Below are 24,352 nucleotides of genomic sequence, written 5' to 3'. Positions count from 1 at the left end.
CTCCTCAGGATGAGGGTTGACGCGCTCCCTGAACCGGAGCGCGGTTGTTGCCGACCAAGCAGATGTGCTTAATTGCCTGGACGTCAATGGTGTCGGTCATTTCCCCCGGATTTGTCATGAGATCGGTGCTTTCGGCAACATTGATGGCCGCTTCCATGAGCGTGGCGCAGGCCCAGATGACGCCGCCCTCGACGGCGGGGGCGAAGCCGAAAACCGTGGCGACGGTGCCGATACGCCCCGCTTTGCAGAAGCCGGAGGATACCGCTGGCGCGATGGCGCAGGCCGAACGGCTGGCGCTGCAATCCGACCTCGCCTGGGTCGGCGAGTATAACGGCGCCATTACCGGCGACGTCAGCGAGCGCATGGTCAATGCGATCAAGGAATTCCAGAAGAAGCGCGGCGGCAAGCCGACCGGCGTGCTGAACCCGCAGGAGCGCGGCGTGCTCGCCGACACGGCGCGGCGGAAGCAGGAAGGTGTCGGCTGGCGGATCGTCACCGAGCCGGCCACCGGGGCGCGGCTCGGCATTCCGACCAAGCTCGTGCCGCAGCTCACCAGCGATGCCGCCGGCGCCAAATGGACCTCGCCGACCGGCACCGTCCAGGTGCTGCTGGCCCGCCGCAAGGAAGCCAGCCCGACCACCGCAAAGCTTGCCGAGCAGGAAAAGAAGGAGCCGGCCGGGCGCACTATCGACTACACCGTGGTGAAGCCGGATTTCTTCGTGCTGTCGGGCATGCAGGGGCTGAAGAAGTTCTATCTGCGCGGCACCTTGAAGGGCGACGAGGTCCGCATCCTCACCATCCTCTATGACCAGGCGATGCAAACCACCATCGAGCCGGTGGTGATCGCGATGTCGAGTGCCTTCAATGCATTTCCGTCCGCCGTGCAGGCCGGTCCGCCGCCGCGCAAGACCGTCGAGTATGCCACCGGCGTCGTGGTCAGCGACGACGGCGCCATCGTGACCGACCGCGTGGCGACCGACGACTGCATCGCGCTGACGATTCCGGGCTACGGCAATGCCGATCGGGTCGCCGAGGACAGGGATCACGACCTCGCATTGCTGCGCATCTATGGCGCGCGCGGGCTGAAACCGCTCAATATCGCAGGCCAGGCGACGCAGACCGCGCTCGACATCACCGGGATCGCCGATCCGCAGAACCAGGGCGGCGGCGCGGCCGCGAGCAGCGTGAAGGCTTCGGTCGCACAGATCGGCGGCGGCGATCAGGCGCTGTCACCGGCGCCGGCGCTCGGGTTCTCCGGCGCAGCGGCGACCGATAGCGGCGGCAGGTTTGCCGGGATCGCGACGCTGAAGCCCGTGATCGTGGCGGGCCCCGCGAACGCGGCGCCGCCGGCGCAGGCCGCGCTGGTGCCGGCCGACGCGGTGCGCAGCTTCCTGAAGGCGCATGGCGTCACCGTGTCGGGCGAGTCGGCGGACGCCAAGGCCGCCGTGGTCCGCGTGATCTGCGTCAGGAAGTAGAGTCACCTCGCCCCGCTTGCGCGGTGATCCCGCAGAGCAGACCGGGTTCTGTCCATCTCGTCGTCCCGGCGTAGGCCGGGCCCATACGCCGCAGCAGGCGTTGCAGGCGGGACTCGTCGTTTCAGCAGCGCGTAACAATGACGGGGTCCCGGCCTTCGCCGGGACGACGATGGGGACAGGCTCTGGCGGACGATCCAGCATTCCATAGTCATTTGTGATTCAGCTACCACTCTTCCCACATGTCGTCCTGGCGAAAGCCAGGACCCATAACCACCGCATCAGCGATGAAACACGATCGCGGTCCCGGCGTCGCACAGCAATGAGATTAGGGGTAATGGGTCCCCTGAGTTCACTCTTGGCTTTCGCCAGGACGACGTTGAGGATGGTTCTCGGTTCAACCTGTCAAACAGCGTAGTCGGCCTCACCTCAACGCAAACCGCACCCCGGCGCGGGCGAGGCCGCCGGCAATGCCGATTGGGGTGCCGTCGGCGCGCCAGCAGGCTGCGCCCGAAATCGTGCCGTCAGCGTGAAACTGGATCGCGTTCATGCCGCCGGCCACCGTCGGCACCACTTGCACTCTGTGGCCCTTGGCCGACAGCGCGGCGCGCACGGCCTCCGGCACCGCCTGCTCGACCTCCAGCGCATTGCCCTCGGTCCAGACCCGCGGCGCTTCGACCGCCTCCTGCAGGCTCATGCCGTGGTCGATCAGATTGATCAGCGCCTGCATCGCGCTCGGGAAGATGCGTTTGCCGCCGGGCAGGCCGAGCGCGTAAGTGAGCCTGCCGTCGCGCAGCGCCATCATCGGCGACATCGAGGTGGTAACGCGCTTGCCGGCGGCCAGCGACAGCGCGTGCCCCGGCCGCGGATCGAACAAATTCATGTAGTTGTTCGGCACGGTGCCGAGGCCGGGGATCAGGATCTTGGCGCCGAACAGATTGTTGATGGTCTGGGTGGTCGCGACCACATTGCCCATCGCGTCCGCCGCGGTCATGTGCGTGGTGTGCGCGCTTTCGAGCTGGGTGACGCCGGCGCTCCAGGCCTGCGCGGCAGCGGGATCGATCGCGCGGCGGCGCTCCTCGGCATAGGCCTTCGAGGTCAGCCGCTCGACCGGGACGTTGATATAGGCGGGATCGCCGCTCGCGGCCGCGCGGTCGGCAAAGGCGATCTTCAGCACCTCGGCGAGATAATGGATCGTCTCGGCCGTGCCGAAGCCGAGCCGCGCGATGTCATAGCCTTCGAGGATGTTGAGCATCTGCGTGATGTGCACGCCCGACGCCGCCGGCGGCGGAGGCCCGAGGATTTCCCAGCCGCGGTAGTCGCAGCGGATCGGCTGCCGCTCGACGGTCTTGTAGGTCGCGAGATCCGCTTGTGCGATGAAGCCGCCGTTCTTCTTCATGTAGTCGACCAGGATGTCGCCGAGCGGCCCCTGGTAGAGCGCGTTGTCGCCATGATCGGCGATGTATTTCAGCGTCTCGGCATATTCCGCCTGCACCACGCGCTCGCCGGGCTTCAGCGGCGCGCCATCAGGCAGATAGATCGCCGAGATCGGCTTGTCCTTCAGCATCTCCCCGGCGCCGTCGGTGATGCATTCGTGCAAATAGGGCGTCGCCGCATAGCCGCGCGCGGCGTGCTTGATCGCCGGCTGCATCACGTCGGCAAGGCTCATGGTGCCGAAGCGGCGCAGCGTTTCGCACCAGGCCTTCAGCGAGCCCGGCACCGCGACCGCCTTCGGCCCGTTCAAATTCTCGTTGCCGACGGTGTCGAACACGTCGTGCGCCGAACCGGGCTTCGAGGTGTAGGTGTCCGGCTTTACCGCCTGCGGCACCGTGCTTTGGCCATCGATGAAGCGATGGCTGCCGTCGGCGAGGCGAATATGCGCCATGCCACCGCCGATGATGCCGACCATCATCGGCTCGACCACGGTCAGCGTGAACAGCGTGGCGATCGCCGCATCGATCGCATTGCCGCCGGCAGCCAGCATCTCGGCGCCCGCGCTCGATGCCAGCGGATGATTGCTCACCACCATGCCGCGGCTGCTGGTGGCCGGCTGCTTCTCGCATTGAAAACTTGTCGCGGCGCGATCGCGCCAATTGCCGCCCACGATTCGCTCTTCCATTTTTGTTTTTGCCTTCTTGCTACTTCTGACACTTCGGGCACCAGAACGTCGAACGGCCGTTCTGGGTGAAGCGCTTGACGATGCCCTCGCAGCCCGACGTGCGGCACGTCTCGCCCTCGCGGTCGTAGACCTGGAACGAATGCTGGAAATAGCCCAGATCGCCATTGGTCAACCGATGGTCGCTGATCGAGGAGCCGCCGGCCTTGATCGCCTGGTTGAGCACCGAATGGATCGCGTCGACCAGCCGCCGGGCGTGGTCGGTCGGCTCAGCCTTCTTCGTTGCAAGCGTCGCGGCCAATCGCCGCGGCGACAGATGCGAACGAAACAGCGCCTCGCAGACATAGATGTTGCCAAGTCCCGCCACCACGCGCTGGTCGAGCAGCGCGGCCTTCAGGCTGGTCTTCTTGTTGTGGCAGGAGCGCGCCAGCATCGCCGCGTCGAATTCGTTGCCGAGCGGCTCGGGACCGAGCCCTTTCAGCAGCGGCTCATCCTCGATCGCGTTGCGCGCGATGATCTTCATGTAGCCGAAGCGCCGCGGATCGTTGAAGACGACGGCCGCGCCCGACGACATGTGGAACACGACGTGATCATGCGCGCGATCCTCGCTGCGCGGGTGGTGGAATTGCCCCGGCGTCGCCGCGCCGTCCTGCTTGAGCACGCGGAACGAGCCCGACATGCCCAGATGCATCAGCAGCACGTCGCCGGAGTTCAGGTCCGCCATCAGATATTTGGCACGGCGGCCGAGCCCGGTGATGGTCCGGCCCTCCAGCCGGGCGATAAAGTCTTTTTGAAACGGAAACCGCAAATCCTTGCGGCGGGCCTCGGCCTTGAGGATCCTGGACCCCTCCATGGCCGGTTGCAGGCCGCGGCGGACGGTCTCGACTTCGGGTAATTCCGGCATGGCAGGCATTCACCTTTTGGAAGTGACGTGATAGCGCCATTGCGGCCGCCGCGCTATGGTCTGGCTGGGGCGTTTTCGAGCGAAGAAAACGCGACCAAGAAGGGTAAGAGTTCTGAGTGATGGATCGGCCGGATCAAACCACCCATTTCGGCTTCAGGGACGTGCCCCTGGGCGAGAAGCAGACGCTGGTGAACGACGTGTTTCACAGCGTCGCGTCGCGCTACGACCTGATGAACGATCTGATGTCGGCAGGCCTGCACCGGGCCTGGAAGGATGTCATGATCACGACGCTCGATCCGCCGAAGGGCGACCGGCCGTTCGCGCTGCTCGACGTCGCCGGCGGTACCGGCGACATCGCGTTCCGGGCCGCCAAGACCGCGGGTGCGGGCTTTCATGCCACGGTCTGCGACATCAATACCGACATGCTCGCCGTCGGCCGCGAGCGTGCCGCGAAGCAGCACCTCGATGACCGCGTGTCGTTCGTCGAGGGCAACGCCGAAGCGCTGGGCTTCGCCGACCGCGCGTTCGACGCCTACACCATTGCGTTCGGCATCCGCAACGTGCCGCAGATCGACCTCGCACTGCGCGAGGCCTATCGCGTGCTCAAGCCGGGCAGCCGCTTCCTGTGCCTGGAATTCTCCACCGTCGATGTGCCCGGCCTCGACAAGATCTACGATCTGTTTTCCTTCAAGGTGATCCCGCCGCTCGGCCGCGCCGTCACCGGTGACGCCGAGTCCTATCAATATCTCGTCGAGTCGATCCGCAAATTCCCGCGGCCGAACGCGTTCGCCGAGATGATCGGCGCCGCCGGCTTTGCCCGCGTGAAGTGGCAGAGCCTCTCCGGCGGCATCGTGGCGCTGCATTCGGGCTGGCGTTTGTGATCTCTGCACTGACCCACATCACGCGCCTCGCCCGCGCCGGTTTCGTGTTTGCGCGCGAGGGCGTGTTCGGCGTCGTCGATCCCGCGCTGGTGCCGCCGCCCGGGCAGCTCGCGCTGAAGCTGGCGCGGCTGATCGAGCGCCGCTCGGCCAAATCAGGTCCGCGGTTGTCGCGCGCACTGACGCGGCTCGGACCGGCCTATCTCAAGCTCGGGCAATTCCTCGCCACCCGCCCCGACGTGGTCGGCGTGGCGATGGCGCGCGATCTCGAAAGCCTGCAGGACCGGCTGCCGCCGTTCGCGCAGGAGGCTGCCGAAACCGTCATCACGCAATCGCTGGAACGGCCGCTGGCGCAGGCCTTCGTGCATCTGGGCCCTGCGGTTGCCGCGGCCTCGATCGCGCAGGTGCATCGCGGCGAAATCGAGCGCGACGGCGTCCGGCATCCGGTTGCGGTCAAGGTGCTCCGGCCCAACGTCGCCGCGCGCTTCCGCCGCGACCTCAGCGACTTCTTCTTTGTCGCGCACAAGGCCGAGGCGCATTCCGCCGAGGCGCGGCGCTTGAGGCTGATCGAGGTCATCAACACGATGTCGCGCTCGGTCGCGATGGAGATGGACCTGCGGCTCGAGGCGGCCGCGCTGTCCGAGATGGCCGAGAACACACGCGACGATCCGGACTTCCGCGTCCCCGCGGTGGATTGGGATCGCACCGCGCACAGCGTGCTGACGATGGAGTGGATCGACGGCATCGCGCTGAACGATCACGTCCGGCTGAAGCAGGCCGAAGTCGACCTGCCCGATCTCGGCCGCAAGGTGATCCAGAGCTTCCTGCGCCACGCGCTGCGCGACGGCTTCTTCCATGCCGACATGCATCCCGGCAATTTGTTCCTCGATGAGGCCGGCCGGCTCGTTGCCGTGGATTTCGGCATCATGGGACGGCTCGGGCTGAAGGAGCGGCGCTTCCTGGCCGAGATCCTGCTCGGCTTCATCACCCGCGACTATCGCCGCGTCGCCGAGGTGCATTTCGAGGCCGGCTACGTGCCGGGCCACCATTCGGTGGAGAATTTCGCGCAGGCGATCCGCGCGATCGGCGAGCCGATCCACAACCGCACCGCCGAGGAAATCTCGATGGCGAAGCTGCTCACGCTTCTGCTCGAGGTCACCGGCCTGTTCGACATGCAGACGCGGCCCGAACTGATCCTGCTGCAGAAGACCATGGTGGTGGTGGAAGGCGTGGCACGCGGCTTCGACCCGAAGCTCGACATCTGGAAGATCGCCGATCCCGTGGTGCGCGAATGGATCACGCAGAATCTCGGCCCGGCCGGCCGCATCCAGGGCGCGATCTCGGGCGCGGGCGAGCTCGGCCGCATCCTCGCCAACCTGCCGTCGATCGCCAACCGCGCCGTCACGGTGCTCGAGCAGCTGGAGACCATGACGCTGGAGGGCCACATGCTGTCGTCGGACTCGATCGACGAAATGGCCCGCGCCGAGGCCCGCAAGGCGCGGGTGCAGACCGTCGGCCTCTGGGTCATTGCGATCGCCTCCATCGCAATCTTTTTCGCCATCCGGGCGCACTGATTGCAATGCATGCACCATGTGATAGCATCGCTATCACACTTTATTTGAGCATGATCGCTCCCGGAAAAGCGCTTCACACTTTTCCGGATCATGCTTTGAGGGCAGCACGCCATGGCCAGCCTGACCATCCGCAAACTCGACGACACGCTGAAGGCCTATCTGCGGCTGCGCTCCGCCAGGAACGGCCGCTCCGTCGAGGAGGAGGTCCGGGTGATCCTCCGGGAGCTCGCAGACGGCGGACCGGAGCCTGCCGAGGCGCCCGGCCCAGGTTCCGCGACAGTGACAGCCCCTGCTCCGCGGGCCGCGAGCGCGGTCGGCGAGCCGCGCGTCACCCTGATCATCGGCGGGGGGATTGCGGCCTACAAGGCGCTGGATCTGATCCGGCGGCTCAAGGAGCGGCACATCCAGGTCCGCTGCGTGCTGACCAGGGCGGCCCAGCAATTCGTCACCCCGCTCGCCGCCAGCGCGCTGTCGCATGAGCGCGTCTACACCGACCTGTTCGACGCCGAGAGCGAGTTCGACGCCGGCCATATCCGCCTGGCGCGGGACTGCGATCTGATCGTGGTGGCGCCGGCGACCGCCGACCTGATGGCCAAGATGGCGCAGGGCCATGCCGACGATCTCGCCACCGCCACCTTGCTGGCGGCCAACCGGCCGATCCTGCTGGCGCCGGCGATGAATCCGCTGATGTGGAACAATCCGGCCACCCGCCGCAATGTGCTGCAGCTCCGCCGCGACGGCGTCCATACCGTCGGGCCCAATGCGGGGGAGATGGCGGAAGCCGGCGAGGCCGGCGTCGGGCGGATGGCCGAGCCGACCGAGATCGCCGCCGCCGCCGACCGCATGCTGCGCCCGCCGCAGCCGCGGCCGCTGGCCGGCAAGCGGGTGCTGATCACCGCCGGCCCGACCCATGAGGCGATCGATCCGGTCCGCTACATCGCCAACCGCTCGTCCGGCAAGCAGGGCTTTGCCATTGCCGCCGCCGCGCGCGCCGCCGGCGCCGAGGTGGTGCTGGTGACCGGCCCGGTCGATCTCGACGACCCCCAGGGCATCTCGGTCATGCACGTGGAGTCCGCCCGCGACATGCTGCACCGGGTCGAGGCGGCGCTGCCGGTCGACGTCGCGATCTTTGCCGCCGCGGTCGCCGACTGGCGGGTCGCCAATGAAGGCAGCCAGAAGCTGAAGAAGACCGCGGCCGGCATGCCGCCGCTGCAGCTGGTCGAGAACCCGGACATCCTTGCGACAATTTCCAAGCTGAAGGAGCAGCGGCCGCCGCTGGTGATCGGCTTCGCCGCCGAGACCGAGCATCTGATCGAGAACGCCAAGGCGAAGTTCGCGCGCAAGGGCTGCGACTGGATCGTCGCCAACGACGTCTCGCCGGCGACCGGGGTGATGGGCGGCGACCGCAACACCGTCCACCTGCTCTCGCGCGAGGGCAAGGACGTCACCGTCGACTCCTGGCCTGTCATGACCAAGGAGGAAGTCGCGACCGCGCTGGTGTCGCGCATCGCCAGAGCCGTAGGAACCGCATCGTGAGCGCCACCATCAGGGTCGAAGTCCACCAATTGCCGCACGGCGCGGATCTTTTGCTGCCGATCTATCAGACCGCCGACGCGGCCGGCCTCGACCTGCTCGCGGCGGTGCCGCGGTCGGCGCCGCTGCTGCTGCTGCCGGGCCGCTACGAGATGGTTCCGACCGGACTGACGATCGCGCTGCCGCCGGGCTACGAGGCCCAGGTGCGGCCGCGCTCCGGCCTTGCCGCCAAATACGGCGTCACGGTGCTGAACTCGCCCGGCACGATCGACGCCGACTATCGCGGCGAGATCAACGTGCTGCTGATCAATCACGGCCACGAGGTGTTTTCGATCCGGCGCGGCGAGCGCATCGCGCAGATGGTGATCGCGCCGGTCACACGGGCCGAGCTGGTTCCGGTCGACGTGCTGTCGCCGACCGGGCGCGGCAGCGGCGGCTTCGGCTCGACCGGACGCTAGCGCGCGAAGTGTGCGGACGAGCCTCGGGACACGCTTGGTGCGCTCTCCACGCGACTACGGACTCAATTCGCGTAAAATCCCCGCCACCCGGCGGCATTTTTTCACAGGGGATTCTGCGTTCACGGTCTGGACTCTTACTCGCCGAGTCCCGTTGGGACTATTCTGTTTTGATTCGAGCGCGACGGGGGGTCTTCGTCGGGCTGACTGGTCCTGCTTGGGCATGATCGGCGGACAAACGTTGTACGTTTGCCGTGAGGGAACACCGGTCTCCTCTTTTCCGGATCATGCCCGGGGTTTGTGCGTTCTGGGGCAACATATGTCGGGCGTAGTCGCGGCAATGCGTCGAACCCTGCTGTCATGCACCTCACTGGCGCGCGACGGCATGATTGGGCTCGCCATCACCGCGCTGCTGCCGGCCCGCACCTCGTTTGCCGCCGAGAGCCTGGTGACCCAGGCGATGTCGGATCATTTCGGCTTCAATCACCAGGAGGTCGCGGTCCTCGCGACGTCGCTTGCGCTGGTCGGCTTCTCGGCCGTCGCCGCGATCCTCTTGATGCGCACCCGCGTGCGCGCGACCCGCAACGAGGAGCAGTTGCAGTCCGAGATCACGGACCTGCAGGCGCAATCGGACCGGCTGCGCGCGCTGCTGTTCGTCGAGCCGCAGGTCCTGATCTCCTGGGCCGCGGGCGACAACCGACCGCAGATCTCGGGCGACATCTCGCTGGTGATGTCGCAGGAAGGCTCGCCGCAACGCGTCCTCGCCTTCGGAACCTGGCTGCCGCCCGAGCCGGCGCTGCAGATGGACCACGCCGTCGACGCGCTGCGCGAGAAGGGCGAGGCGTTCCTGCTCAACCTCTCGACCTCGGCCGGCCGCGCCATCGAGGCGATGGGCCGCGCGATCGGCGGCCAGGCCATCGTGCGGATCCGCGAGCTCGGCGGGCTGCGCCGCGAGCTCGCCGAGTCCAACCTGCGCTACAAGACGCTGCAGGAGGAAACCGAGCTGCTGCGCGATTTCGCCGCCGCCGCGCCATGGCCGATCTGGGCCAAGAGCCTCGAGGGCAATCTGCGCTATGCCAACGCGGCCTATGTCCGCGCCACCGAGGGCAGGAGCGTGTCGGACGCGCTGCAGCGCAATCTCGAACTGCTCGAAAGCGACCAGCGCACCGAATTGACCCGCGCGCTGAACGACAATGCCAATTATGCCGCGCGACTGCCGATCGTGGTCAGCGGCGAGCGGCGGATCTACGACGTGCAGGCGCTCAAGCTAAGCGGCGGCAGCGCCGGCATCGCGATCGACGCCAGCGAAGCCGCGGCGCTGCGCGCGGCGATCGCGCGGATGGTCGAGGCGCACCGGCGCACCCTCGACCAATTGTCCTCGGGCGTCGCGGTGTTCGATGCCGACCGGCGGCTCACCTTCTACAACGAGTCCTATCGGCGGCTGTGGGGCCTCGACCAGGCCTTCCTCGACGGCAACCCCGACGATTCCAGCGTGCTGGACCGGCTGCGCGCCAACCGCAAGCTGCCCGAGCAGCCGGATTTCCGCGCCTGGAAGGCCAAGCTGCACGAAGCCTATCGCGCGGTCGAATCCGAGACCTATACCTGGTTCCTGCCCGACGGCCGCGCCATCAGCGTGGTCACCACGCCGAACCTCGAGGGCGGCGTCACCTATCTGTTCGACAACGTCACCGAGAGCCTCGACCTCGCCCGCCGCTACGACCGCCTGACGCGGGTGCAGCGCGAGACCCTGGACAATCTCGGCGAGGCGGTCGCAGTGTTCGGCAGCAACGGACGCGCGGAACTGTTCAACCCGCCCTTCGCCAAGATGTGGAAGCTGCCGGCCGACGCGCTGCAGGGCGAGCCGCATATCGAGGCGGTGGAAGCGCTGTGCCGGCCGCTGTTCGACGACGCCCTGACCTGGCGCACGCTGCGCGAGCAGATCACCGCGATCGAGAACCGCGCCCAGGTCGCGCTCAAGCTCGAGCGCAAGGACGGCAGCGTGCTGAATTGCATGACCATCCCGCTGCCCGACGGCAAGACCCTGCTCGCCTTCCAGGACATCACCGACACCGAAAATGTCGAGCGGGCGCTGCGCGAGCGCAACGAGGCGCTGGAAGCCGCCGACCAGATGAAGGTGGATTTCGTCCACCACGTCTCCTACGAGCTGCGCGCACCGCTCACCACCATCATCGGCTTCGCGCATTTCCTCAGCGATCCCTCGACCGGGCCGCTGACGCCGAAGCAGGCCGAATATCTCGACTACGTCACCAAATCGACCAACGCGCTGCTGGCGCTGACCAACAACATTCTCGATCTCGCCACCATCGACGCCGGCGCGATGAAGCTCGAGCTCGGTCCGGTCAATATCGGCCAGGCGATCGAGGCTGCCGCAGAAGGCATCCAGGACCGCCTCGCGACCGACCGCATCACGCTGAAGGTCGATATCGAGCCCGACATCGGCGCCTTCGTCGGCGACGAGCGGCGCGTGGTGCAGGTACTGTACAATCTGCTCGCCAACGCGGTCGGCTTCTCGCCGCATGACGCCACCGTCACGATCAGCGCGCACCGCACCGAGCACAGCGTGGTGTTTGCGGTGACCGACGCCGGTCCCGGCATTCCGGCCGAGATGCGCGACAAGGTGTTCAACTGGTTCGAGAGCCATTCGCACGGCTCGCGGCACCGCGGCGCGGGCCTTGGCCTGTCGCTGGTCCGCTCCTTCGTCGAACTGCATGGCGGACGGGTGCGGGTCGATTCGACCGTAGGCCGCGGCACGACCGTGACCTGCGACTTCCCGATCGACCAGACCGCACATCGCAACGCTGCTGAATGACGGCGACCTCGACATTCTCGGTGGCGCTCGCGAACGAGACCGCGACAGCGGAGCTGATGGCCGACCTCGCGCTGCTGATCGGCGCCGGCGACGTCATCACGCTGTCCGGCGACCTCGGCGCCGGCAAGACCACGGCCGCCCGCGCGCTGATCCGTTACCTCGCCGCCGACGATGCGCTGGAGGTGCCGAGCCCGACCTTCACGCTGGCGCAGAGCTACGAGCTGCCGTCGTATCCGCTGGTCCATGCCGACCTCTACCGCATCAAGGACGCCAGCGAGCTCGAGGAGATCGGGCTGTCGCCGCTGCCCGACGACATCGTGGCGCTGATCGAATGGCCGGAACGCGCGCCCGACGCGATGCCCGCCGACCGCATCGATATCGCGTTCAGCCACCGCCCGGCGCTCGGATCGGCGGCGCGCGCGGCCGAGATCACCGGCCATGGCAAGGGCGCAGCGAAGGTCGCGCGGCTCAACGCGCTGCGCCAGTTCCTCGATCGCGCGGGCTTTCTCAATGCCCGGCGCGAACGCATGCCGGGCGACGCCTCGACACGCTCCTATGCGCGGCTGCGCAACGACGACGGCACCGTCATCCTGATGAACTCGCCGCGCCGTCCTGACGGCCCGGCGATCTACAGCGGCCAGTCCTACAGCGCAGCAGTGCATCTCGCCGAAGACGTCAGGCCGTTCGTCGCGATCGGAAACGGCCTGCGCAAGCATGGTTTCTCCGCGCCCGCGATCCGTCACATCGACCTCGGATCCGGCTTCCTCATCACCGAGGATTTCGGCGCCGAAGGCATCATCGAGGGCGATCCGCCGCAGCCGATCGCCGAGCGCTACGAGGCCGCCGTCGACATGCTGGCGGCACTGCACCGCGAGGTGCTGCCGGAGCAATTGCCGCTGACGTCAGACGAGAGCTACGACATCCCGGTATTCGACATCGACGCCTGGCTGATCGAGATCGGGCTGATGCTGGAATGGTATCTGCCCGACCGCGGCGTGCAGCCGAGCGAGGAGCTTCGCGCCGAATTTCTCGGGATGTGGCGCGGTCTGCTGGAGAAGCCCGCAGCCGCACCGCGGACCTGGGTGATCCGCGACTTCCATTCGCCGAACATCATCTGGCTGGCCGAACGCACCGGCATCCTGCGCGTCGGCGTCATCGATTTCCAGGACGCGCTGCTCGGCCCCGCGGCCTATGACGTGGTGTCGCTGCTGCAGGACGCGCGGATCGATGTGCCCGAGCAGCTCGAGCTGTCGCTCTTGACCCGCTACATCAAGGCGCGGCGCGCGACCGATGAAAGCTTCGATCCGGCCGGCTTCGCCGAGCTCTATGCGATCATGTCGGCGCAGCGCAACACCCGCCTGCTCGGCACCTTTGCGCGGCTCAACCGCCGCGACGGCAAGCCGCAATATCTCAAGCACCAGCCGCGGATCTGGACCTATCTCGAGCGGTCGCTGGCGCATCCGGCGCTGACCAGCTTCCGCATCTGGTACACAGCCAACATCCCTCCTCCAGTACCGTAGTTTACGGGTTATTAGCCTCGGGTCCCCTAAGGTTGCGGAGCCCGCACCTGATCCATGGCGCGGCCGGATCTGGAGCGGGACCACACGATGGGGACGGAACGTCGCAAGGGCGATCGTGTCACGTTTGAGCGCGGCATAGCGGCGCACATGATGGGCATCGACGGCACCTGGCGGCGCGACTGCACCATGGAAGACGTGTCGGAGACGGGCGCCAAGCTCACCATCGACGGCTCGGTCGAGGGCCTGAACCTGAAGGAGTTCTTTCTGCTGCTGTCGTCCACAGGATTGGCCTATCGCCGCTGCGAGCTGGCATGGGTCAATGGCGACCAGATCGGCGTCAACTTTCTCAAACAAGGCGACAAGAAGAAGAAAACTGCCAGGCGCGGCACGCAAGCTGCCGACGTCTAGGCCAGGGTCGTCATTGCCGTCTTACGGCCGTCATGTCCGATGACTATGGCGTCTGATTGATGTGCTTGCCGAATCGCCGTGATATGATCGGCGTATGAGAGATGATGACCGAGAATATCCGGAAGATGCCTGTCACTCCCCATAAGGCCATGGTGCTCGCTGCGGGCCTCGGCGTGCGCATGCGCCCCCTGACCAACACGATGCCGAAGCCGCTGGTCAGCGTCGCCGGCCAGCCGCTGCTCGACCATGTGCTCGACAAGCTCGCCGGCGCCGGCGTCAGCGAAGCCGTCGTGAACGTGCACTATCTGCCCGACCAGATCATCGAGCACGTCAAGACCCGCAGCCGTCCGCGCGTGATCATCTCCGACGAGCGCGACCAGGTGCTCGGCACCGGCGGCGCGGTGGTGAAGGCGCTGCCGCTGCTCGGCGATGCGCCGTTCTATCATCTGAACGCGGACACGATGTGGATCGACGGTGTGCGCTCCAATCTGGCGCGGCTCGCTGAAACCTTCGATCCCGCGCGGATGGATATCCTGCTGCTGATGGCGCCGACCGCCTCGAGCATCGGCTATGGCGGGCGCGGCGACTATTCGATGTTGCCGGATGGCGCGTTGCGCAAGCGGCGCGAACACCAGGTGGTGCCGTTCGTCTATGCCGGCGCCGCGATCATGTCGCCTGCGCTGTTCGCCGACGCGCCGGCCGGCGAATTCTCGCTGACCAAGATGTTCGACCGCGCCAACGAGCAGGAGCGACTGTTCGGCCTGCGCCTCGACGGCGTCTGGATGCATGTCGGGACTCCCGACGCGATCCAGGCTGCGGAAGAAGCTTACCTGGAAAGCGTCGCGTAGGCGGCGCCTTCGTCAGCCCTCGGCGTCGATCGCGAGCACCGCGAAGCTCGCAAGCCAGTGTTCACCCATATAGTCGCTGGCGATATGCGGCAGGCCGGCGTCGAGATGGCGTCGCGCGGCATCCTGCAGGATCGGACGACGGGCATCGGCCGCCGGCAACGCGCCGGCCAGCGCCCGCCAGCACCATGCGCGGCTGAGATTGAGCCCATCGAGATGCGCCAGCTTGCCGTCCGACCGATCGGTGACCGTGGCAGGCCGGAACAGGGTTGCCGGTTCGCGCAGTTCGAGCCGCGGCAGGAAGCGGTCGAACCAGGGCAGGAAGTCACCCGGTGCCAATAGCCGGCGCATGCACTCCGCTTCGATCAGCGCGGACGACTGGAAGTCGTCGCCGCTCGGCTCACCCCAGGCGGGGCAATCCTGATCGGCGCCGTACCAGCGCAGCGCCGTGTCGCGCAACAGCGCACTGAGCGCATCGTCCTGTATCACCGCGGCGTAGTCGGCTGCCATGCGCAGCCCGAACGCGGTGTTGAAATGGGTGCCGACCCGCACCGGATAGGTGGCGAGCGGCAGGAAATCGCGGTATCGCTGCGCGAAGATGCCGGCAAGCGGCGCGATCCGGTCGCGCCAATTGGTGTTCTCGAGCAGCGAGAGCTCTGCCGCGAGCTTCAACAGCCAGCCCCAGCCGTAAGGCCGCTTGAAGCCGCGCGCGGTCGGGGCGGCGAGATAGCTGCATTCGGCCGCGATCTTCTCCGCAACGACCTGCGCGTCGAACAGCGCGCGGATATCGTCCGCCGCCTCGGATGAGGGATAGCGGCGCAGCAGCCGGGCAAGCATCCAGTAGCTGTGGACGCAGGAGTGCCAGTCGTAGCTGCCGAAGAACACCGGATGCAGTTCGCGCGGCGTGCGCGCGTCCTGCGGCCCCGCCAGCACGTGATCCGGCTTGCTCGGATATTCGCGCGTGACATGGCCGAGCGCGATGCGCGCGAAGCGGACGGCGAGGTCTTCGGTCAGGATCGTCGCACTCATGGTGAGGCATTCTCCTTGCGCTCGCGGCGAACAAGCATCTCGATCAGCCGCGGCGTCATATAGATCGGAAACTGCGTGGCGGCGAAGAACAACGCCGTCATCGGCGACACCGCAGCGCCCATCGCCGACCAGACCAGTCCGACATTGCGGTTGCCGAGAATGAGGCCGCTGGTCAGCCGTGCAGCCAGATTGCCCGGCGTGAGCAGCGCGCCACATAATTGCAGGGCAAGATTGCAGGCGAAGGCAAGGCCGACGCAGGTGAACGCGGCGGCCGGTTGCGCTTCGATCTGGGTGCGCACCCCGGCCATGGTGGCGATCGCGAACAGCAGCAGCGAGGCGAGCACGAGCGCGTCGATGATGCGCGCGTGCTGCACCAATCGTGCAGCGGCCTGATTGCGCAGCAGCAACGCCAGCGCGCCGGCGGCGCCGACCAGCAGGGCCAGCCGCGCCGCAAGCGCCAGCGGATCGAGCGCGAGACCGGCAAATCCCGCGGCGATCAGCGGCACGGTGACCGGCGCCAGCGCCATCGACAGCAGCGTCACGGCAAGCGGAATGGTCGCGTCGAAGCCGAGCACGCGCGCGACGGCCGCCGTGCCGCTCGACGGCGGCGCACACACCGACAGCACCAATGCGACGATCAGCTCCGGTCGAAAGCCGGCGCCGCGCGCGGCGAAGCCGACGGCAAGCGGGCTCGCCAGCATGGCGAGCGCCGGCAACAGCAGCCAGACCAGCGGCCGCCGCAACGCGCGCCGGAACGCCGTCCCGTCGACCTGGAGGAAGGTGCCGAGCACCAGAACGAAGATCGCCGCCGCCATCAGCGGGCGCACGCCATCCGCCAAGGCGGGAAAAGCCAATCCCGCCAGCACGCCGATGATCAGCAGTGTCGGCCCGCGCGGCACCAGCCTCGCAAATCTCGCCAAATTCGTAGGTCCCGTCGTCATGTCCGGCCAACAAACATAGGTCGGGGCAAATCATTGTTGAAATCGATTATTCTTATAAGCATTATTGCTACAATGAATTTAGCCGCCATCGATCTCAACCTGCTGGTCGCATTCGAAGCGCTGATGGAGGAGCGCCACGTCACCCGGGCGGCCGAGCGCATCGGGCTCGCCCAGCCTTCCATGAGCAGCGCATTGCGAAGACTGCGTGCGCTGTTTGCCGACGAACTGTTCCTGCGTGCCGGCGCGGGCATGCAGCCGACCGAAAAGGCGCTGGCGCTGGCCGGGCCGATCGGCGAAGCGCTGCGGCAAATCCGGAGCGCGCTGGTGCCTGACCAGGGCTTCGATCCGGCCATTGCGCGACGGCGCATCACCATCGCCGCGACCGACTACGGCGATCTCGTTGTGGTGCCGGAACTGACCCGGCTGCTGCGCATCGAAGCTCCCGGCATTGACCTTGCCGTGCGCCCGCTCACCGACGCGACGGTGGCGCTGGCGAAGCTGGAGCGCGGCGAGCTCGATGCGCTGATTGGCGGGCACCTGCCGGAATCGCCGCGCTGCGTCCGGCACCGGCTGTTCGAGGAACGCTTTGTCTGCGTCCGCGATACTGCGCGCACGAACCGATCGGAGCGCCTCAGTCTGAAAGATTACGCGACCCTGCCGCACGCGCTGTTCTCGGCGGCCGGCGGCGACGGCCTGCCGAGCGTGATCGACGCGCTGCTGGCACGCCATGGACTGAAGCGACGGGTGGCGGTGACGCTCGCGCATGTGGTGGCCGTTCCGTTCGCCGTGGCCGGCACCGATCTCATCGCCACGATGGCCGAGCGCGTCGCCCGGCGCTTCACGCATCTGGCCGACATTGCCGTCGTCGCGCCGCCGATCGACATCCCCGCCTTCGCGATCGACCTGATCCACCCAAGCCGCGCCGCCCGGGATCCGGCGTTGCGCTGGTTCCTGGATGCCGTCGATCGCTGCGCCGGCCGATTGCGATATTGAGCGGTGACGTTGACCGCAGGGCTATCGCATATGGGAGGAAATGGATTTGTCCGAACCGTCATGGCCGGGCATGACGAGTTTGTGGAGCGACCGAGCTCATATGCGATAGCCCTGAAGTTGACCGAGAGGGGTGGCTATCGACGGCCGCCGCTCCCTATATTGGCGCCGGATTCGAATCAGGCAGCCCATGCGCGTCTTCAGTGTTCCCGTTTCTGCGCCGTTCCTGCGCACCGTCATCTCGGCGCTGGTCGATGGCCGGCTGGTCGCGGGATTCGAGGCGCAGAGCGATCCGGCAAGGCTCGCCAACGCCACGCTGTATCTGCCGACCCGCCGTGCCGGACGGCTGGCGCGGGAAATCTTCCTCGATGTGCTCGAGTCTGACGCTGCCGTGCTGCCGCGCATCGTCGCGCTTGGCGACATCGACGAGGACGAACTCAGCTTCGCCGACCAAAGCGAGGACGTCGGCGGCGCCGCGCCGCTGGAGATTCCGCCACGGCTCGGCGAGCTCGAGCGCCGGCTGACCCTCGCGCATCTGGTCGCGGCCTGGGCCAAGACGCCGGTGTCGGCGCCGCTGGTGGTCGGCGGGCCGGCCTCGACGCTGCAACTCGCCGGCGATCTGGCGCGGCTGATGGACGACATGGTGACGCGCGGCGTCGACTGGCGCGCGCTCGACCGCCTGGTGCCGGACCAGCTCGACAAATATTGGCAGCACTCGCTCGACTTCCTGCGCATCGCGCGCGACGCCTGGCCCAGCTACCTCAAGGAGATCGGCCGGATCGAGCCCGCCGCGCGCCGCGATCTCCTGATCGAGGCGGAAGCGGCGCGGCTGACCGCGCATCCCACGGGCCCGGTGATCGCCGCCGGTTCGACCGGCTCGATGCCGGCGACGGCGAAATTCCTGCACGCGGTGGCGAAGCTGCCGAACGGCGCCGTGGTGCTGCCCGGGCTCGACACCGATCTCGACGAGGACTCCTGGGACACGATCGGCGGCAAGCGCGGCGACGACGGCAGGTTCGTAACGCCGCCCTCGTCGAACCATCCGCAATACGCGATGCACGCGTTGCTCGACCGCTTCGGCATCAGGCGCCGCGATGTCGAGAGCCTTGCCGAGCCGGCGCCGCTCGGCCGCGAGGTGCTGGTGTCGGAGACGATGCGTCCCTCGACCGCGACCGCGCAATGGCATGACCGGCTGGAGCGGCCGGAGATCGTGGCGCGGATTTCCGCGGGGATGACCAACCTCACCGTGGTCGAGGCCCCCAATCCGGAAATGGAGGCGCTGGCGATCGCGGTCGCGATGCGCGAGGCGCGTCATCTCGGCAAATCGGCCGCGCTGGTGACGCCGGATCGCGCGCTGGCGCGCCGTGTGATGGCGTCGCTGACGCGCTGGAAGCTCGAGTTCGACGATTCCGGCGGCGATGCGCTGATGGAAACGCCAGCCGGGGTGTTCGCCCGCCTGACCGCGGAGGCTGCAGCCAAGGGGCTGGAGCCGCCGACATTGCTCGCGCTGCTCAAGCATCCACTGTTCCGGCTCGGCGGCCCCCATGGCGCGCTCCGACGCGCGATCGAGGTGCTGGAGATCGCGCTGTTGCGCGGTACGCGGCCGCAAGCCGGGACCGGCGGCCTCGCGCGCGACTTCGCGCGTTTCCGCGCCGAGCTGGTCAAGCTGCACGGCGGCGAGACCTCGTCGCTGCACGCGATGGAGCCGCGTGCCCGGCTGCGCGACAACGAGCTCAACCAGGCCGAGGGTCTGATCGCCAGATTGCAGGCGGCGCTGGCGCCGCTGGAAGGCATGACGTCGTCAAAGCCCTATGATTTCGCCGAGCTCGCCGCGCGCCATCGCGAGGTCCTGATCGCGCTGTCCGGCGACCGGAACGGCGTTGCTATCGTGTTCGAGGAGCGCGCCGGTGCGTCGCTGGCGTCCGCGTTCGACGAGCTGCTCGCCAAGCAGCAGCCGAGCGGGCTGATGACGCCGCTCGCCGATTATCCCGAGGTGTTCCAGACCGCGTTCGCCGACCGCATGGTGCGGCGGCCGGAATCGGCGCGCGCGCAGCTCAACATCTTCGGCCAGCTCGAAGCGCGTCTCACCGAATCCGATCGCGTCATCCTTGGCGGCCTGGTCGAGGGCGTCTGGCCGCCGGCGTCGCGGATCGATCCCTGGCTGAGCCGGCCGATGCGGCATGAGCTCGGGCTCGATCTTCCCGAGCGCCGCATCGGCCTGTCCGCGCACGACTTTGCGCAGCTGCTCGGCCATGACGAGGTGATCCTCACCCACGCCGCAAAAGTCGGCGGCGCGCCGGCGGTCGCCTCGCGCTTCCTGCACCGGCTCGAAGCCGTTGCCGGCGAAGCGCGCTGGAAGGCCGCGACATCGGCCGGCGAAACTTACGTGCAATATGCCGCCGAGCTCGACCGGCCCGACAAGGTCGAGCCGATCCCGCAGCCGGAGCCGCGGCCGCCACGCGAGGCACGGCCGCTGAAAATGTCGGTCACCGCGATCGAGGACTGGCTGCGCGATCCCTACACCATCTATGCGCGCTATATCCTGAAGCTCGATCCGCTCGACCCCGTCGACATGCCGTTGTCGGCGGCCGATCGCGGCTCGGCGATTCACGAGGCGCTCGGCGAGTTCACGCAGGTCTATGCCGATGCGCTGCCTCCCGACACCTTGCGCACGCTGCGCGAGATCGGGGCCAAATATTTCGCGCCGCTGATGGAGCGGCCCGAGGCGCGGGCGCTGTGGTGGCCGCGCTTCCAGCGCATCGCGGCGTGGTTTGCCGAATGGGAGCAGGCCCGGCGCGGCCAGATCGAAGCCATCAAGGCCGAGATCCGCGGCGAGATCGGCATTCCGCTCGACGATGCCAGGACCTTCACCCTCTCGGCGCGCGCCGACCGCATCGAGCGGCGCGACGACGGCAGCTTTGCGATCCTCGACTACAAGACCGGCCAGCCGCCGACCGGCAAGCAGGTGCGGATGGGCCTGTCGCCGCAGCTCACCCTGGAAGCCGCGATCCTGCGCGAGGGCGGCTTCGCTGAGATCCCGGCCGGCTCCTCGGTCGGCGACCTCGTCTATGTCAGGCTGAGCGGCAACAACCCGCCGGGCGAGCAGCGTTCGCTGGAACTGAAGATCAAGACCAGCGACACGCCGCAGCCGCCCGACGAGGCCGCCGACAGCGCGCGGCGCAAGCTGGAGGCCTTGATCCGCGCCTTCGACGACGAGCAGCAGGCCTACACTTCGCTGAACCTCTCGATGTGGGCGAACCGCTACGGCGCCTATGACGACCTCGCGCGCATCAAGGAATGGTCCGCCGCCGGCGGCCTGGGGATCGAGGAATGGTGAAGGCTATCAGGCCCATCCCGCCCGCCGTGCGCGACGCGCAGGCGCGTGCGTCCGATCCGAAAGCGTCGACCTTCGTGTCGGCCAATGCCGGCTCGGGCAAGACCCATGTGCTGGTGCAGCGCGTGATCCGCCTGCTGCTGTCGGGCGTGCCGCCGGAAAAGATCCTCTGCATCACCTTCACCAAGGCGGCCGCGGCGAACATGGCCGAGCGCGTGTTCACGACGCTCGGCCATTGGGTGACGCTCGACGACGCCGGGCTCGACGCCGCGATCCGCGAGGCCGGTATCGCCCACCCTTCCGCCACGTTGCGGCGCGAGGCGCGCAAGCTGTTTGCCTGCGCGCTGGAGACGCCGGGCGGCTTGAAGGTGCAGACGATCCACGCGCTGTGCACCCGCCTGCTGCAGCAGTTTCCGTTCGAGGCCAACGTGCCGGCGCGCTTTGCCGTGCTCGACGACCGCGACCAGAACGAGATGATGGAGCGCGCCAATCTCGCGGTGTTCCTCGAAGCGTCGCGGATTCCCGACAGTCCGATCGGCCGCGCGCTGCGGACGGCGATGGCAAATGCCGCCGACGTCACTTTCAAGGAGGTGGTCCGCGAGGCCTGCCTCAGCCGCGACCATTTCATGGCCTGGACCGATGCCGCCGGCAACGCCGCGGCCGCCGCCGCGCAGATGTCGGCCGCGCTCGGCGTCCCCTCCGATATTCGCATCGAGGATGTCGAGCGCGAGATCATCGACGGGCCGAACCTGCCGCGCGCGAGCTGGAAGGAGATGGCTACGCTCCTCGATACCAGCAGCAAGGCGGATCAGAAGCAGGCCGAGCGACTGCGAGCCGCGCTGACCTTCACCGGCGCAGCCCAGGTCGACGAATATCTCGGCGTCTTTCTCACCGACGACCGCGCGCCGCGCGCGTCTGTCGTCACCAACAATTTCATCAAGAAGAATTCGGTCGCAGGCCATCGGTTCGAGGCGGAGACCGACCGTCTCGGTCCGTTGATCGAACGCCGCCGCGCCGTGGTCGCGCGCGACCGCACCGAGGCACTGATCCACATTGCGACCGCGGCCGCCGCGCATTACCGGCGCGAGAAGCTGGAGCGCGGCCTGCTCGACTATGACGATTTGATCGACAAGACGCTGGCGATGCTCGACCGCGTCTCGTCGGGCTGGGTGCATTACAAGCTCGACCGCGGCGTCGATCACGTGCTGATCGACGAGGCGCAGGATACCAGCCCCCGACAATGGGACATCGTCGCGCACATCATCTCGGAATTCACCTCCGGCGCCGGCGCGCGCGATGGCCTGGTGCGCACCGTGTTCGCGGTCGGCGACGAGAAGCAGTCGATCTTCTCGTTCCAGGGCGCGGCGCCGCGCGAATTCGACCTGCGGCGGCGCGAGCTGAAGCGGCGGTTCGAGGAAGCCGGGCTGAAGTTCGACCCGGTGTCGTTCACCTATTCGTTCCGCTCGGGACCGGTGATACTGCACTCGGTCGACCACGTGTTCCGCGAGCAGGACATCTTTCGCAGCATCCATGCGGTCGAGAACGGCTACCCGATCCACAATGCGATGACTGACGCCGGCCCGAGCCTGATCGAGCTCTGGGATCTCGCGGTTGCCGACGATCGCCAGGACATCGAGGGCTGGCGCGCGCCGTTCGACGGCGTCTCGGTGACCAGCCCCGAGGTGAAGCTGGCAAGGCGCATCCAGGCCGAGATCAAGCGCCTCGTTGCCAGCGGCACCATGACCGGCAGCGAAGGCGGACGGCGACCGCTCAGCTACGGCGACATGCTGATCCTGGTGCGGCGGCGCGGCAACGCCTTCGACGCGGTGATCCAGGCGCTGAAGCACGCCGGCATCCCGGTCGCCGGCGCCGACCGGCTGAAGCTGACCGAGCACATCGCGATCATCGACCTGATGAACCTCGCCGATGCGCTGTTGCTGCCGCAGGACGATCTCGCGCTGGCGGTGGCGTTGAAGAGCCCGCTGTTCGGCCTCGACGACGACGATTTGTTCAAGCTGGCGTACCAGCGTCGCGGCTCGCTGCGCGAGGCACTGGCCGCGCAGGCGCCGACCGACGAACGCTTCGCGGCCGCGCTGCGCCGTCTCGAACAATGCGAACGCCGCTTCACCCAGGAGACGCCGTTCGCGTTCTACGCCTGGCTGCTCGGCGGCGACGGCGGGCGGGCGCGCATCCTGCGCCGGCTCGGCCATGAGGCCAACGACGCGCTCGACGAATTCCTCGAGCTTGCGCTGAGCTATGAGCGCAAGGCGCCGGCCTCGCTGCAGGGCTTCGTCGCCTGGCTGCGCGCCGCCGATACCGAGGTGAAGCGCGACATGGAGATTTCGCGCGACGAGGTTCGCGTCATGACCGTGCACGGCGCCAAGGGCCTCGAGGCCTCGGTGGTGTTCCTGGTCGACACCACGACCTCGCCGTCGGACACGCAGCGGCTGCGGCTGATCCATCTGCCGCAGGGCAATGCCGCGCCGAACGCGCCCGGCGTCGTGGTGTGGGCCGGCAAGAAGGCCGAGGACCCGCCCAATGTCGCCGAGGCGCGCAAGGCGATGCTCGGCGACACCGAGGACGAGTATCGCCGCCTGCTCTATGTCGCGATGACCCGCGCCGCCGACCGGCTGATCGTCGGCGGCTGCATGCCCGGCAACATGAACACGGTGCGAAAATCGTCCTGGTACGATCTGATCACCAAGGGGCTCGCCAATTCCGGGCTCAGGCTCGAGGAGCTGGAGACGCCGGCCGGCAAGGTGATGCGCTATTCGCGGCCGGATGACGTCGCCGATCTCACCGGCGCGACCGCGTCAGCGGCCGCGGTGCCGATCGCGCTGCCGTCCTGGCTGCGTGCTCCGGCCGCACCGGAAGCATCAACGGCGAGCATGCTGCGTCCATCCGATCCGGCTGACGGCGACAGCCATCCGATCCGAACCGGCGAATCGGTGCTGCTGCGCGCCCGCGCCCTGCAACGCGGCACGCTGGTGCACCGGCTGCTGCAGTCGCTGCCCGACGTCGCCCTGGAGCGGCGGCGCGCCGCCGCGCTCGGCTTCCTCGCGCGCAATGCCGACGGCTGGTCCGAACAGGAGCAGGCCGCGCTCGCGGATCAGGTGCTCGGCCTGATCGCCGATCCGCGCTTTGCCGCCGTGTTCGCGCCTGGCAGCCGCGCGGAAGTCTCGATCGTCGGGCGGCTGGAGCGGCCGGGCCAGCCGAAGGCGCTGGTCTCCGGACAGATCGACCGCCTGGTGGTGACGCCGACCGACGTCCTGATCGTCGATTTCAAGACCAACCATGCCCCGCCCAAGACCGCCGCCGAGGCGCCGCGGGGCTACGTCCGGCAGCTCGCGCTGTACCGCGCGGTGCTCGCCAGGCTTTATCCCCGGCTGCCCGTCCGGGCCGCCCTGCTCTGGACCGAAACGACTGAAATCATGGAGATTTCTGCCTCCGCGCTGGTCGCCGCCCTGGCATAAGTTCATGTCGGCGTGAGCAAGCTTGACCCGGCAAGGGGGCGTTCATAGGT

Annotated in this window: 16 protein-coding genes; 12 read left to right on the top strand and 4 right to left on the bottom strand. The window is 67.7% G+C overall.

Features of this window, described 5'->3' with window-relative positions:
- Window positions 1–116: 116 nt before the first annotated feature.
- The gene (locus JEY66_RS00750) at window positions 117–1,475 is read left to right on the top strand and encodes a serine protease (RefSeq protein WP_026192031.1); all 1,359 of its coding nucleotides are present in this window, start codon (window positions 117–119) and stop codon (window positions 1,473–1,475) included.
- A 421-nt stretch (window positions 1,476–1,896) separates the two neighbouring features.
- On the opposite strand, the gene ggt is transcribed toward JEY66_RS00750, so the two are convergent.
- Both ggt and mutM read right to left on the bottom strand, forming a co-directional pair.
- Window positions 1,897–3,591, bottom strand: coding sequence for a gamma-glutamyltransferase (gene ggt, locus JEY66_RS00745; RefSeq protein ID WP_016844707.1), 1,695 nt, complete (start codon window positions 3,589–3,591; stop codon window positions 1,897–1,899).
- Window positions 3,592–3,610: 19 nt separating this feature from the next.
- Window positions 3,611–4,492 (bottom strand): bifunctional DNA-formamidopyrimidine glycosylase/DNA-(apurinic or apyrimidinic site) lyase, encoded by an 882-nt coding sequence (gene mutM, locus JEY66_RS00740; protein ID WP_016844706.1) that lies wholly within the window; start codon window positions 4,490–4,492, stop codon window positions 3,611–3,613.
- A 119-nt stretch (window positions 4,493–4,611) separates the two neighbouring features.
- On the opposite strand from mutM, the gene ubiE reads away from it, so the two are divergent.
- From ubiE to JEY66_RS00700, 8 genes are all read left to right on the top strand, one after another.
- Window positions 4,612–5,373 (top strand): bifunctional demethylmenaquinone methyltransferase/2-methoxy-6-polyprenyl-1,4-benzoquinol methylase UbiE, encoded by a 762-nt coding sequence (gene ubiE, locus JEY66_RS00735; protein WP_016844705.1) that lies wholly within the window; start codon window positions 4,612–4,614, stop codon window positions 5,371–5,373.
- Entirely contained in the window at window positions 5,370–6,944 is a 1,575-nt protein-coding gene (gene ubiB / locus JEY66_RS00730) for a 2-polyprenylphenol 6-hydroxylase (RefSeq protein WP_018269268.1), read from the top strand. The genes ubiE and ubiB overlap by 4 nt, the downstream gene beginning before the upstream one ends.
- Before the next feature lie 111 nt (window positions 6,945–7,055).
- Entirely contained in the window at window positions 7,056–8,480 is a 1,425-nt protein-coding gene (gene coaBC / locus JEY66_RS00725) for a bifunctional phosphopantothenoylcysteine decarboxylase/phosphopantothenate--cysteine ligase CoaBC (RefSeq protein ID WP_018269269.1), read from the top strand.
- A complete protein-coding gene (dut, locus tag JEY66_RS00720; protein WP_018269270.1) occupies window positions 8,477–8,935 on the top strand; it encodes a dUTP diphosphatase in 459 nt (152 codons plus the stop codon). Before coaBC ends, dut begins: the two co-directional genes overlap by 4 nt.
- A 316-nt stretch (window positions 8,936–9,251) precedes the next feature.
- On the top strand, window positions 9,252–11,762 hold the full coding sequence (locus JEY66_RS00715) for a sensor histidine kinase (protein WP_026192033.1): 2,511 nt from the start codon (window positions 9,252–9,254) through the stop codon (window positions 11,760–11,762).
- On the top strand, window positions 11,759–13,282 hold the full coding sequence (locus JEY66_RS00710) for a bifunctional tRNA (adenosine(37)-N6)-threonylcarbamoyltransferase complex ATPase subunit type 1 TsaE/phosphotransferase (protein ID WP_016845435.1): 1,524 nt from the start codon (window positions 11,759–11,761) through the stop codon (window positions 13,280–13,282). The genes JEY66_RS00715 and JEY66_RS00710 overlap by 4 nt, the downstream gene beginning before the upstream one ends.
- 87 nt (window positions 13,283–13,369) lie before the next feature.
- A complete protein-coding gene (locus JEY66_RS00705) occupies window positions 13,370–13,690 on the top strand; it encodes a PilZ domain-containing protein (RefSeq protein WP_018269272.1) in 321 nt (106 codons plus the stop codon).
- A 125-nt stretch (window positions 13,691–13,815) separates the two neighbouring features.
- Complete coding sequence (locus JEY66_RS00700; protein ID WP_026192034.1) at window positions 13,816–14,538, top strand: nucleotidyltransferase family protein; 723 nt, start codon at window positions 13,816–13,818, stop codon at window positions 14,536–14,538.
- 12 nt (window positions 14,539–14,550) lie between these two features.
- Here JEY66_RS00700 and JEY66_RS00695 read toward each other — a convergent pair whose 3' ends face one another.
- Together JEY66_RS00695 and JEY66_RS00690 are read right to left on the bottom strand one after the other, a co-directional pair.
- Window positions 14,551–15,564 (bottom strand): DUF2891 domain-containing protein, encoded by a 1,014-nt coding sequence (locus JEY66_RS00695; RefSeq protein WP_018269273.1) that lies wholly within the window; start codon window positions 15,562–15,564, stop codon window positions 14,551–14,553.
- Window positions 15,561–16,484 (bottom strand): hypothetical protein, encoded by a 924-nt coding sequence (locus tag JEY66_RS00690; protein WP_244620881.1) that lies wholly within the window; start codon window positions 16,482–16,484, stop codon window positions 15,561–15,563. The genes JEY66_RS00695 and JEY66_RS00690 overlap by 4 nt, the downstream gene beginning before the upstream one ends.
- Window positions 16,485–16,541: 57 nt before the next feature.
- Here JEY66_RS00690 and JEY66_RS00685 point away from each other — a divergent pair, with 57 nt between their 5' ends.
- From JEY66_RS00685 to addA, 3 genes are all read left to right on the top strand, one after another.
- The gene (locus JEY66_RS00685) at window positions 16,542–17,498 is read left to right on the top strand and encodes a LysR family transcriptional regulator (RefSeq protein WP_240536775.1); all 957 of its coding nucleotides are present in this window, start codon (window positions 16,542–16,544) and stop codon (window positions 17,496–17,498) included.
- A 187-nt stretch (window positions 17,499–17,685) separates the two neighbouring features.
- Window positions 17,686–20,832: a double-strand break repair protein AddB gene (gene addB, locus JEY66_RS00680; protein WP_018269275.1), complete on the top strand. Its 3,147-nt coding sequence runs from the start codon at window positions 17,686–17,688 to the stop codon at window positions 20,830–20,832.
- Window positions 20,826–24,302, top strand: a complete 3,477-nt coding sequence (addA, locus tag JEY66_RS00675; RefSeq protein ID WP_018269276.1) for a double-strand break repair helicase AddA — start codon at window positions 20,826–20,828, stop codon at window positions 24,300–24,302. The genes addB and addA overlap by 7 nt, the downstream gene beginning before the upstream one ends.
- Window positions 24,303–24,352 lie beyond the last annotated feature (50 nt).

Source organism: Bradyrhizobium elkanii USDA 76, from assembly GCF_023278185.1.
Classification (GTDB): domain Bacteria; phylum Pseudomonadota; class Alphaproteobacteria; order Rhizobiales; family Xanthobacteraceae; genus Bradyrhizobium; species Bradyrhizobium elkanii.
Note: the sequence above shows the minus strand (reverse complement) of the source record. Positions and strands in the feature narration are given on the sequence as shown.